This is a genomic window from Planococcus ruber (genome assembly GCF_022819085.1).
GTDB classification, from domain to species: Bacteria; Bacillota; Bacilli; order Bacillales_A; family Planococcaceae; genus Planococcus; species Planococcus ruber.
Window position 1 is genome coordinate 1 of record NZ_JALHAG010000002.1, and the last position, 11,968, is coordinate 11,968.

Consider the following 11,968-nt stretch of genomic DNA (forward strand, 5'->3'; position numbering starts at 1 on the left):
AAAAAACTATCGATGAGTGGGATCCAATCGGTTTATTAGAAATGGGATGCCCAAATGACGAATATGAACCTGAAATAAGAGAAATTGAAAGACTTGCCTATCATGCGAAATCTATTGATGAACTCGCATTAGGCATCCGACAAGTTTTAATAAAATGGTTTGATGAGTATTTACCAATGGAAAAATGTTATCCTGTGGCTTTAAAAATATGGACCGAATATCAAGAAGAAAACTGAAAGGATCTCAGTGATTGAGATCCTTTAAAATCAATTTTATATAATAGCCGCAAAACGAATGTAACTTAATGTGAATTAAGTTACATTCAGAACTAGGAAACTAACAGTGAAATTTCTAGAATAGACTAACGGGGAGGACGTCTATCCACTCACCATGAAGGAGAAAATTATGATATTTGTTCACTTTAATGACTGGAGAAAAAATCTTACCAAGAAAGATAAACTGCAAAAGCACGAAATAAATATTTTTGAATATATTTTTTCTAGGAAGGCGACAGAGCTAGGCCTGACTATAGAAGGATATGAGTTGATTAATATTTTATGTTTAGGTAATGATCGAAGCCCCTATACTTTAAAAAAACAACCGGAAATCGGTCAGATTCAAGTGAATATACCTTATAGCTTCCAATCATTTTTTTCCTTAGAATCTACTGAAGCGAAGTTTGAGGAATTCAAGCAACTCATTCATTTATATGCGGTGCCCGTTTTACTGGAATGTTCTCCTTTACCAATGGATATTATTCTGGAGCTAGTCGACCGTTCACTTGAACAGATTTCTGCTCAAAACTATGAAGCCGTGTTTTTAGCAGGGAAAACTCCCAAAAAAAGTCCCAGCCGGAAAAAGGTAGCGTTGTTAAAAGGCATTCATCGCGTTGAAGGGTTTCAATTATACTGTGAAGTCTATGATGCACGAGGGATGAGAATTGTAAATAAACTGCTGGTGGAAGAAGTAGGAGAAGCAAATGCATACTCTAGATTTTTAGGGGAACTGAAATGGCAAAGCGAATCGTTGATTGTTGTCAAATCCCCATACAGCAGTTGGCAGTCCACCATCGAAGTTTAGGTTTTTGAATGTAACATAATCCTAATTAAGTTACATTCACATTCCCGGTTCTATTGACTTCTCACAAAAAAACAGAGAAACTTAATTTACCAGAAAAAAAGATACATTCAAATCATTGATTCTATTGACTTTGAAAGAAAGAAAACAATGGATTTTCGCAAAAGAAATAAATCCTGATTTTTTAGTTTATTCCCTCGAAAATGAGTTAGTATCTAGAAAAGGAGGGATTTAATGGGAGATTTAATGGCACTATCATTTTTACTTCTCATGGCATTCTTAGCAATCGTTATTATTGTGATTCTTTTCTTTGTGGCAAAACGTGCCAGCAGTTCCGGGAAAAATACGGAGTATGAGAAACGAATTCAAGCCCTGGAAGAAGAAAACAGAAGACTAAAAGAAAACCAACGACCGCAATAATTATTTTTAAAAATGGGCTCGTCTTTCCTTGGCGATGCTCTTTTTCTTTTTCATGGATTCCCTTAAGTAGTCCGTTACATCTGTTTTTTCTAGAAATAACAAAGATAGCAGCCAAGTCAAAAATCAAGCGCAGCGACACCCACCCCCGGCTGATTTTCAGCGAAAAGGACCGAAAAAGGGGGGGCCCAGGTTGCAGGAGAATCCTGCCAAGACCAAAACGGTGTTTTGGGGGTTTGTCATGACAAACCCGTAGCTTGCCCTCTCTCTCTAACCTAGTCGTACTAATTCCGGAAATGGGCGGAAGCCCTCCCAACAGCAAACAAAGGAGACTGAACTTTCATGACGAAACGGAACGAAATCAAAGACGTGCAGCCGATCCGGTCGCTGGACCGGATCGAGGACATGAAATGGAGCCTGAAAAAGTGGTGCGGGGAACGGGATTACATCCTGTTTCTTCTCGGCATCAATTCCGGATTACGGGTCGGGGATCTGTTAAAGATCAAAACGAGCGAGATCCAGGGCAAGCACGTCGTCTCCTTGCGGGAAGGCAAGACCGGCAAACGCCGGACGATCCACCTCGGCAATATTTACGAGGAACTGGATGCCTATATTCGCACGTTAGAAGGCGCTGAATGGCTTTTTCCCAGCCGGAAGGGAAAGGGACCGATTACACGCGTTCAGGCGTACAGACAGCTTCAGAAGGCGGCTCAGATGGTCGATATGCCGGACGGCATCGGCACGCACACGCTCCGGAAGACCTTCGGCTACTGGCATTACAAGCAGTTCCGGGACATTGCCGAGCTGCAGAACATCCTCAACCATGCCCATCCGCAGATCACGCTGCGCTACATTGGCATCACGGACGAGCAGATCGAAAGCAATCTCAAAACCTTTCGGTTGTAAAAAAAGAGGAAAACCTTTGGAAAGATCCAGAGGTTTTCCTCTTTTTTGCATCGTCTAAAAACGCCTTCTAAGGGGCCTCTAAGCTGTTTTTAGAAATAACCTTCCCTAAGTTCGTCTTTTTTCTAAAAAGCGTTTTTAAAGGGGTTCTGTACGTTTTAAACGCGAGGAATGAAATAAGGAGCAAAGATTATTTGTTTTTTGGGGTTTTTGGGGGTTTGATTTTGAAAGGTAACAGTTTTGATTCCATTTTCACCCCACCACCATTTCTTTTGCGCGCGTGCGCGTATTGTTGGTGTTTTAATATATTTTGATTAAGTTCTTTGTTTTAAGTGATTTAGAGACTCTACAAAACTAGTCATACTAAGGGTTCTGGAGGCCCAAAGGTAACACTTTCGGTCCTAAAGGTAACACTTTCGGTCCCAAAGGTAACACTTTCGGTCTCTTAAAGGTAACACTTTCGGTCCCAAAGGTAACACTTTCGGTCTTAAATATAACATTTTATAAAAATTAGTTATATTTCAATTGACGCTTAGTGAAATGATATATAAAGTTTGGTTTAGGATAACATAATTATTAAAAAAGTTATAAAAGGAGATTTTATATGCAGGAGAACTATTTAGTAGCTCAAGGAAATGATTTAATTGAAGCTCGGCATACTAACCCTTTATCTGTTAGAGAACAAAAAATAGTCTTAACGATGGTGAGCATGATCCAACCAACAGACGAAGATTTTAAAGATTATCGTATTTCTATAAAAGAATTTAGTGAAATGCTGGGGCTAGAAGGGAGTGCAAAATATACAGAACTCAAAGAGATTACTAAAGATTTAATGTCTAAAAGCATTGAAATTCCTCGTGCGGACGGAGGATGGTTATTCGCTAATTGGGTATCTAGCGCCGAGTACCAAAAAGGCGAAGGAATTATAGCTCTATCTTTTTCTCCCAAATTGAAACCTTATCTTTTACAACTCAAAAATGCTTTTACTTCATATCGTCTTAGCAATATATTATCGCTAAAAAGTTCATATTCAATTCGATTATACGAACTTATGAAAAAGTGGCAGCATCTTGGTAGTTGGACTTGCTCTATTGAAAATTTCAAAGAAAAAGTTGGAGTAGAAAGTGAAAAATATCCAAGATATGCAAATTTAAAAGCCAGGGTTTTGAACCCAGCTATTGAAGAAGTGAATGAAAAGACCGACCTATTTATTAGTATTAAAGAAATAAAAAAAGGCCGAAGTGTAGAAAAAATCGAGTTTATTATTCGTCATACTCCTGAAAAAGAAATCCAAGTGCCACGTCTTGAAAAAGAGACAGTACCGGCTAAAGAATTTAACGAAACAGATGAATTGCGCGCACGCTTAAACAAATTGGCCGATGGTTATCAGTTCGATGCCACATTCTTTGCGCAGCTGCATCAAGGGGCTTCATTGATCTGGAAAGACGAAACAGAAAAAGAATTGGAACTGTTGATTCGGTACGTCAATGAAGAAAAAACCGTGAAGAATCCTCTCGGCTTTATCAAATCCAAAATCACTTCTGCGTGGGAAATTTCCGAAGCTGGCGGGAAAATTACGTTCGCCGATCTGCAACCTGTGAAAGAACGATGGGCAGGCCGAGAAGAAAAACTTCCGGAATGGTTTGCAACAAAAGATGAACCGTACGAACCGGCTGAACCCGATCCGGAACTTGAAAAAATGAAAGAAGAAATGCTGAAAAAATGGGCGAATAAAAAAGAAGAGAATGCTAAAAAGGATGTCTCTGAATCTTAAAAAACAACAAAATCCCAGACACTTTTTTCTCAAAACGAGAAGAGCGTTCCGGGATTTTTTTATTGCATCTTCGATTCACAAAAATCTGCACATGCCCTGAAAAACAGAGAAAGAGCATAAGGAAAACGTGCCCCCACTTTAGGTGTGGGACCAGGCAGGGCCTGGGGTTGAGGTGGTAGCACGAAAAAAGCGTTTTGGCACAGTTTTGTGACAGCAAAAAAAGGGCTTTGGCACAAGTTTGTGACACCTTTTTTGAGTCAGTGGCACAGATCTGTGCCACTCTTTTAGTGCAAAATTCTCGTGAACTAGTTCGTTAAATTTCGATTTCCGACGAGCCGATCCGGAAAAGAAAACCGTTTTTTTTCTAAAAATTTTTTGTAGTTTTTAATCCTGCAGCCGAAAAAAAGATGCCTCCATATGGAGGCATCTTGCAGTTTTTAGGGGCCTCCACATGGAGGCATTTCACTTGTTTTGTTGATATCAGGAAAACCCCAGGCTCCGCCTGGGCTAGCACCGAAAGTGATAGCAGTTTTCTCTTATGCTCTTTTTCTCCATTTTTGTTTGGTCCGTTAATTTTTAGGAAGGGCTTTAGTCAAAACTAAGAACTGATGGTATGATTTATTCAACATAGAATAGACAGAATAGAAGTAGCTTTAGCTGCATCTTTTGGTATGGGGGAAAGAAGGAGAGTAAACTGGAAAAAAGTAAAATGGTAGAATGTATTAGAGATGGATTTAGAGCATATGAACTTTTTGTAAATAAAGAAATTCATTACATTTATGAAAAAGATAATACTTATAAAAAGGTAATCTTTAAGGCTAAAAGAAATGATTTTATGCACTTATGCGGGGTTACTTATTTAAATCCAAAAACAAAAGTTGAAGTTAGTCGGAAGCACTTTTATGAATTAGTAAAGGATGATAAAATATCACCTTCATTTCTAATTGAAAAGGCAGATGGGACAACTGAACTGAAACTACAAGTAATTGCGAATTTGAAAGATATACTGACTCCTAAAATTCGTGTAATTGATGGACAAGTTACTTTTGCTAGTTTCTCATTTGATACAGGTTTGAGAACTGGAAGGCAGATTTTTGCTTTAGCACTAATTGAAGAAAACCCGCAATCTGAAATTTTTGTTCCCTATTCTTTGCTTAATTTACAAACTGATAAAAACAATCAACTCAAAAAGAGCTATCCAGTCCATTGCATTTACACGGCGGAAAGAGGGAAGGAAGATTTTATTCACTTTGAGTCTGAAGAATATAAAAAAATCAAACAAAATAAAACAAAAAGAAAGGGCACCTATTAGGTGCCCTTTCTTTTTCTGGGTTTTTATGTTGCTTGCCAACGTCCGGCTCTCGCAGTCCGGAAAATGTTTCGAGTTTTTATGTTGCTCGCCAACGTCCAGCTCTCGCAGTCTGGAAAATGTATCAAGTTTTTTAGATGCCCAGTACATCATTTTCTGATTTAAGCTTATCAAAGAAAAAACATATAGTCAAAAGAAAAACGGCAATTTTAAAAGAATCCTCGCAAATAAAAGAGATAAAAGAAGTGCGAATACTGTCTTGATTTACAAAATGGGCAGTGAGTTAAATCTTATATCCAGGAGTGCCCATCTATACACCCTGAAAAAATTAGGCGTATTATGGGCAGCTGCCAGCTGTAAATAATGCGGCGCATTGGACGAACAGCGGCCATACAAAAGAAAAATCGTTTTCTCACTGTTTCAAATTGTTATAGGTTCATCCTCCAATAATTGGTATTATTTATGATATCAAAAGAAGGAGGAGTTTAATGGAGTATTTAGTGGTTATGGGTCTTTTTCTAAATCCCATTCTGGCTGTTGTGTTTTGTTTGAATGTGATTTCCCTTATAAAAAAATCGAGTCAAGACCCCAAAATAAGTACGCAAAAGAACACGATCTGGGCCACCATTTCATTTGTTTATATCGTCGCTTCTTTGACTTGGAGCTTTGCATTTCTTCCATTTGCTTAATCTAAAAAAGCCCCAAAGTAAGTTCGGGGCTGAAAAAGCAATCCTATTTGCTTCCTGTCTATATGACAGCTCTGGTTACAAGTCAAAAAGTTTTTGGTAAAAGTTGCGATTGGGTACTGGAACGCTTTCCTTGAGGATTGGCAACTTCATCAAGTCCTCCATTTTGACCAGAAAAGGCGCTTCGCTCGGATCCTCTAAGTTCAAATGCTTATCTGTAGAAAAAATACAGGTCTCCCGGTCCAACATTTTGATCAGGTACATCTCTCCCAAATCCGGGAAATCGACTTTGTACATAATTTTCTCTTTGATGACGAAGTTCCCGACCCTTTTTACAACGATGCCCATGATCAAGGCGCTAATGACCAGGGAATAGAGGGTGATGGCCGTAGCTCGTTCCCAATTGATGGCCGCAAATTCGAGATGCTTCACGCCGGTGCCCCATGCGACATACAAAAAAGGAAACAGAAACGTGAAATACAGGACAGCTCCGAGTAAAGTAAACAATTGCCGTTTCATTTTTTGCTCGGTGGTCATGAAAATACTTTCAAAAGCTGTTTTGGACACTAGGGAAAAGCCGGCAAAACCGGTGCCTACGAGGGCAATCAATAAAGGGATGATGCCTTGGATGCTCATGCTCACATTCCTCATTTCTACTTGAATATCCTATTGTACGGACGCTGCAGCCCTTGGTTTCAATGGAATGGAAAAAATCAGGCCCACCTGTTGGGGAAGCTGGGGGTTGAAGGGCTCCTAAAAAGAGAAAAAACGGGACTGAACATAAGAAGATTCATGCGCAACAAATCAAAAATGCGGCCCCTTTTTTAAAAAAGAGGCCGCACTTATTAAGGGCAAAAAGCCTGAAGTGTCAGCTGAATCCGAAGTGCTGTAACACAATAACACAATAACACAATAACACAATAACACAATAACACATTACTACAATTCCACAATTCCACAAAGTAGATGGGTGGTTGTCGGATACGAGGTTATCCTTCAAAACCCCTTTTGATTTCAATAAAACCCTTATTTTGGAACTTTATGGCCTGCCTGGCGTCCATTTTTTCAAACGGATCACCGGAAGTGGAGGGGGCATACAAAAATGAACAAGAAACGGTGGGCCATTGGGATCGCCTTATTGATTCTGGTGGTTGTGGGCAACTATTTGTATTTAACGCCGAGGGCTTCTACGGAAACGCAAATGGAAAAAGACATGGAAGTGTATTTGTATGAGGAGCGCGGCTATGCGGAAGAAGACATCTTGACGATGGAAGTGACCTTTGATCCGTGGAAAGCCACAGGCATGCAGCGGTACAACGCCCGTGTGTATTTTGCGGATGAACCCGAAAATGATTACGGCTATTCATATGGCCCGGACGGGGAAATCGAGCCGGCTTATTTTGGCAATGGCCGGCACAATCCGTAACCGTACCGAATTGCCTCGCTTGAACGGAAGCGTTACAATAGAGACAGAGAAGGTCGGCAGGTGCGCTAACACCTATCGGGCTGCAACAAAAAAGCATCGTTTCAAAGGCGATCGCCTATCAGGTCAGAAGTAAACCGTCCTCGATGCTGGCAGGCACAGGCGGTTTTCTTTTTTTGTGAAAAACCGCGCGACATGCGCCTTAAAAGGCAGCGTGTAAGAAGAGGAAAAGCAAGAAATGCCCGAACTCGGCCATTTCTTGCTTTTCTTTTGGGTTCTTTTCGCCACGAAACGGGGCCTAGGGGCCGTATAACGTCCGGAGAGGCTCTTACAGGTATTGATCGACCCGGGCATCGGAGACGGTCAGGTAGTGCTTCTCCAGCACTTGTGTGGACCGGTGACCGGTCTGTTTGGCGATGGTGGAGAGGTCAGCCCCTTTGGCGTGCATGTGGGCCACCAAGGTTTTGCGGTAATTATAAGGCGAGAGGCTGGTCCACTTTTTAAGCATGCTGCGGTAAGCCGTTTCGCTGACCTGTTCACTTTGATAGCGCCCGTTTTTATAGACCCGTCCGACAAAGTAATCGTCCGGCTTCAGTTTGTAGAGGGCCATGTATTCCCGGACGGCTTTAACCGTCTCCAAATTCAGCCGTTTGTTGTGCCAGGCTTTCTGTTTCTTCAAGTAGACGCTGAGCGTAAAGCCCTCCAGCTGGAAATCTTTGACCTTCAGGCGCACCATTTCATTCGGCCGGTTTCCGGTATACAAATTTACCAGACAGATGGCTTTCGGGCGGGCTGGCAACTGGTGGAGGGCTTCCACGAGGTGGTCTTTGTCCACGTTCGCTTTCCCTTCCACTTTGATCAGCTCCGCATTGTCTTCGGTCTGATACATTTTGCGCATGAAGCTCAATTGTTCCCGGCTTTCGTCGCCAAAGACGATTTGATGCGTCACGCTCAAGTATTTCCGGATGGCCACGACCCGTTTTTCCCAGGTGCTTTTTTTGACGCGTTCGACCAAAATCGACCCATGCAGAAAATCAATGTAGCTTTCCACATTTTCGTCTTGTTCGGTGGATTGGCAGTGCTGCTGAAACGCCCGGATCTCACTGGCGTATTTTTCCGGCAGCTGATTTTTGATCTCCTCAAATTGCTTTTCCCGATCCCGTTGCCGTTTTCGGTTTTCAAATGCCTGTTTGAATAAAACCTTCCCCGTTGACTCCAAAAAATCGTCTCCTTTACTTTGCTGCAGCATTTCTTTCCAGTATACGATAAGTTACGATAAGCGTGCATTATCGCAACTTATATTGAACAGAAAATGACGTCCGACAAAACGTCTTTTGTTTTCGGTTGATTGAGCCGAGAGCAGCAGACTTTCTTCGTTTTCAGAAAAGAAGACCGCCTGTTCGTTCTACTTTTCCGGTTCTTTTCATGCGTCGCGTTCGGGCTGTTTCGTTACGTCCTATGTGCGGTGCCCTTACACATGACTAACAAAACTTCCGGTAATTTCTTGTGGTTTTCTCATTGTTCATCGATTTGACTCGAAACAGCCAGCTAGAAGCTCTTTCGGGCTAGCGAAAGGGTCTAAATCTCCTTCGTTTTATACCGGTATAAAACGCCTGCCGGAGTTTCCCGGTTGTTTTATACCCCACTTTCCGGAAGTAGTGAGGGGGTCTAAATCTTCTATTTCTCCCTTTGAACCCGGAAAATCCGTTCATTCCTCATCATATTCCTTTAAGTGGGAATTAATGTTAATCTACAGTCAGTGAAGAGGAACAAAAAGCATCCCAACTTCTCCTCGCCACTGCCCCAAACATCCAATTCTTTTTGTTCGCGTTCTTTTTTCTTAGTCCGGGGTTTTTTCTTTTTCATACCGTAAATAAACCAAAAAACCTTCTATTTTGCCGTCTCCAAACCAGGGCAATGGTTCAGACGTTGGAATCATCACATTGTCGATATTGGTCCCGTTTATTTCAGATTCCAGAAAAGAAGAAATGAATTCCGTATTTGCTACATTCACGGCCTCTATGTCCTCTTCATCAGCTTCTGGATCGAAATAAGCGGTCCAATTAGTGAATTTGGTTTCATCATCAGCGGTGATGACGAGTGCGCGCAAGGTTAGAGGCACATTACCCAGTAAGGCATGCAACACATTCGTGAAAATCTGACTGCGTGGAATCATAATAGCTTCGCTCCCATTCAAGTTAATTTTAAGTACTGGCTGAATAATCAGTAGATGCCGAAAGAATGGTTAAAACGAGAAAAGAAACCAAGGAGATGAATGGAATGAATTATAATGCTTTTTTATTTGCCGGAGTTGCAGGTCTTTTGACGTGGATTCTGATTGTTTCCAGTATGCCATGGAGTGCCCTTATTATCACGAATCTGTTATTGGCATTGATTGCGGGGCAGCTGACAAGTAAAACTTACAAGAAATAATCCAGAAGGATTTGGTCTTCATTTCTTTTAAAAATGCCTTTTATGCGGCTGGAATAAAAGAAAGATGGGGCTGCAGCAAAAGAGTGAAAATGATTCTTTTGAGCCGATTAAGAGCTCAAATAGGAAGAATAAAGGGAGATGGGTACCTTGAAAAGAATGAGTTTTTTCTTGTTTTTTGTAATGATAATGAGTGGGTGCGGAGTGGAAGACGAAAATTTTTCCAGCGGAATGTATACCTTCGAGGATAGTTATCGCTTTACAGGAAGTAATAAAGATTGGGATGTGTCCTATGAAGTGGTAATCACAGATGGAGAGGCAGGTAAAAATCAAGTTAAAGAAAGTGGGACTGCTCTATTTATCGGAGAAGGAAGCGTACCGGAACAGGTCAATTACAATTTCACTACAGAAACCGGGAAGCATTATTTTGAAGAGAAAGATTTATCAGTATCTAACGAGCAAATAAACTTTGCACAAAGATCCTGTATGGATTGTGTTCCGATTAAAATTGATGAGAACTTAATACTAGAAATCAAATGGGACGATCAGTCAGAAGAAATTTCATTGGCAAATTAACTCATTTTATTAAATTAGCAGATTTTGTACCAGCTGAGTTGGGAAGAATATGTATACTCAGTTTACATATCCCGAATTATCGGCAGTTCAATAACCGAAAACTAGAGAAGGTGCTGACCTGCAGCATCTTCTCTTTTGTTTTTCCAGCAACCTTTTCCGGAAAAAGAAGATGCAGGATTGATCGGACTCTTATAACATGAAGAAAAAGAAAAGGAGGCGAATGTTCGGTGTTGACTCCCAGTGAAGTAAGCGCGAAATTAAAAATCCAACCCTCCACGTTACGGAAGTATTCGGCGTTGCTGGAACAGGAAGGCATCCAGTTCCAACGAACCCATAAAAACGCCCGACTTTATACAGATAGCGAGTACATAGCGATTGAAGGCATCATAGTGACAGTACATAGCGGTAAAAAATCGCTTGAAGAGGCTGTTATAGAGGCATCTAAGGCTTTAAAAAAGAACGTCTCCGTAGCGCCACGCGAGCGCGATAGCGACGACATAGCAGCTGCTACACTGAATGAAGTCAAACAGCTGAGAATCCAGCTGCAGCAACAAGAAGAGCGCCAAAAAGAGCGAGATATGATGTTTGTGGAAGCGCTGGAGAAGATGCAGCGGAAAATTGATGTGTTGGAAGATCAGCAGAAGCAATTACTTGCACCCGTACCGGAGAAACCAGAGTTAAATGCGCCAGAATCGCCCTCACGGCAGCCAGAAAGCGAACCTGAAACGGTAACACCCAAAAAAGACACCCGAAGCTTATGGGCAAGGATCTGGAACAAATAAAGGACAGGAGTGTTAAATGTGGAACTGAAATCGAATTGGAATGAAACCAGCATCATTCTTCCCTATTCCTATGAAAATTTCAAGACTCTTTTAGATGCAATTTGCAAGAAAGAAAATCCATTTCCTCAAGTTGATTTTTGCATGTGGTGCGATAATTTAACGATGGCTTGGGATGAAGAAGATTTAGACGACCAGGATCAATTAGTTTTTCATATTGCACGGGATATCGAAGCTCAGTGGGATATGCATTGGTCCGAATTTAATTCTAGTAAAAAGAACAGGCGGATGAAGATGGGCCTCTCCAAATTTGAATTACCACATGAATGGTTTGAAAAATGGGCAGCTGAGTTAGACGAAAAATAATCAGGAAATTCCTGCATTTGAATGTAACTTATGTGCAGTTAAGTTACATTCAAATAAAGAAAAAGAGGCATTAATAGAAATTGAAGCCTACTTAACTTATCTACAAATTTAAGGGGACATGGTTATGGTTGAGTATCTATTTATTAAAAAAACTATCGATGAGTGGGATCCAATCGGTTTATTAGAAATGGGATGCCCAAATGACGAATATGAACCTGAAATAAGAGA

Annotated in this window: 15 protein-coding genes; 12 read left to right on the forward strand and 3 right to left on the reverse strand. The window is 41.0% G+C overall.

The window, feature by feature from the left end; all coding sequences use genetic code 11:
• The 7 genes from MTR82_RS07530 to MTR82_RS07560 form a co-directional block, all read left to right on the forward strand.
• On the forward strand, window positions 1-236 hold a 236-nt coding region (locus tag MTR82_RS07530), incomplete at its 5' end, for a DUF1871 family protein (protein WP_246808574.1).
• Between the two features lie 169 nt (window positions 237-405).
• Window positions 406-1,080: a hypothetical protein gene (locus MTR82_RS07535; RefSeq protein ID WP_246808575.1), complete on the forward strand. Its 675-nt coding sequence runs from the start codon at window positions 406-408 to the stop codon at window positions 1,078-1,080.
• Window positions 1,081-1,311: 231 nt separating this feature from the next.
• Window positions 1,312-1,497 carry a hypothetical protein gene (locus MTR82_RS07540; RefSeq protein WP_246808576.1) on the forward strand — a complete coding sequence of 62 codons (186 nt, stop codon included), beginning with the start codon at window positions 1,312-1,314 and terminating at the stop codon, window positions 1,495-1,497.
• A 339-nt stretch (window positions 1,498-1,836) separates the two neighbouring features.
• The gene (locus tag MTR82_RS07545; protein ID WP_246808577.1) at window positions 1,837-2,400 is read left to right on the forward strand and encodes a tyrosine-type recombinase/integrase; all 564 of its coding nucleotides are present in this window, start codon (window positions 1,837-1,839) and stop codon (window positions 2,398-2,400) included.
• Between the two features lie 601 nt (window positions 2,401-3,001).
• Window positions 3,002-4,171, forward strand: a complete 1,170-nt coding sequence (locus tag MTR82_RS07550) for a replication initiation protein (RefSeq protein WP_246808578.1) — start codon at window positions 3,002-3,004, stop codon at window positions 4,169-4,171.
• A gap of 709 nt (window positions 4,172-4,880) precedes the next feature.
• Window positions 4,881-5,483, forward strand: coding sequence for a PBECR4 domain-containing protein (locus tag MTR82_RS07555; protein WP_246808579.1), 603 nt, complete (start codon window positions 4,881-4,883; stop codon window positions 5,481-5,483).
• Between the two features lie 485 nt (window positions 5,484-5,968).
• On the forward strand, window positions 5,969-6,169 hold the full coding sequence (locus MTR82_RS07560) for a hypothetical protein (protein ID WP_246808580.1): 201 nt from the start codon (window positions 5,969-5,971) through the stop codon (window positions 6,167-6,169).
• A 75-nt stretch (window positions 6,170-6,244) separates the two neighbouring features.
• On the opposite strand, the gene MTR82_RS07565 is transcribed toward MTR82_RS07560, so the two are convergent.
• On the reverse strand, window positions 6,245-6,802 hold the full coding sequence (locus MTR82_RS07565; RefSeq protein WP_246808581.1) for a hypothetical protein: 558 nt from the start codon (window positions 6,800-6,802) through the stop codon (window positions 6,245-6,247).
• A gap of 466 nt (window positions 6,803-7,268) precedes the next feature.
• On the opposite strand from MTR82_RS07565, the gene MTR82_RS07570 reads away from it, so the two are divergent.
• Window positions 7,269-7,592 (forward strand): DUF3139 domain-containing protein, encoded by a 324-nt coding sequence (locus MTR82_RS07570; RefSeq protein WP_246808582.1) that lies wholly within the window; start codon window positions 7,269-7,271, stop codon window positions 7,590-7,592.
• A gap of 325 nt (window positions 7,593-7,917) precedes the next feature.
• Here the strand turns inward: MTR82_RS07570 and MTR82_RS07575 are convergent, their stop codons facing one another.
• Together MTR82_RS07575 and MTR82_RS07580 are read right to left on the reverse strand one after the other, a co-directional pair.
• Window positions 7,918-8,808, reverse strand: coding sequence for a tyrosine-type recombinase/integrase (locus tag MTR82_RS07575; RefSeq protein WP_246808583.1), 891 nt, complete (start codon window positions 8,806-8,808; stop codon window positions 7,918-7,920).
• 621 nt (window positions 8,809-9,429) lie between these two features.
• On the reverse strand, window positions 9,430-9,765 hold the full coding sequence (locus MTR82_RS07580) for a MafI2 family immunity protein (protein WP_246808584.1): 336 nt from the start codon (window positions 9,763-9,765) through the stop codon (window positions 9,430-9,432).
• A 104-nt stretch (window positions 9,766-9,869) separates the two neighbouring features.
• Here MTR82_RS07580 and MTR82_RS07585 point away from each other — a divergent pair, with 104 nt between their 5' ends.
• The 4 genes from MTR82_RS07585 to MTR82_RS07600 all read left to right on the forward strand — a co-directional run bounded on the left by MTR82_RS07585 (window position 9,870) and on the right by MTR82_RS07600 (window position 11,740).
• Window positions 9,870-10,022 carry a hypothetical protein gene (locus tag MTR82_RS07585; protein ID WP_246808585.1) on the forward strand — a complete coding sequence of 51 codons (153 nt, stop codon included), beginning with the start codon at window positions 9,870-9,872 and terminating at the stop codon, window positions 10,020-10,022.
• Window positions 10,023-10,169: 147 nt separating this feature from the next.
• Window positions 10,170-10,595 (forward strand): hypothetical protein, encoded by a 426-nt coding sequence (locus MTR82_RS07590; protein WP_246808586.1) that lies wholly within the window; start codon window positions 10,170-10,172, stop codon window positions 10,593-10,595.
• A gap of 227 nt (window positions 10,596-10,822) precedes the next feature.
• Window positions 10,823-11,377, forward strand: coding sequence for a MerR family transcriptional regulator (locus tag MTR82_RS07595; protein WP_246808587.1), 555 nt, complete (start codon window positions 10,823-10,825; stop codon window positions 11,375-11,377).
• 18 nt (window positions 11,378-11,395) lie between these two features.
• A complete protein-coding gene (locus MTR82_RS07600; protein ID WP_246808588.1) occupies window positions 11,396-11,740 on the forward strand; it encodes a hypothetical protein in 345 nt (114 codons plus the stop codon).
• Window positions 11,741-11,968: the final 228 nt, after the last annotated feature.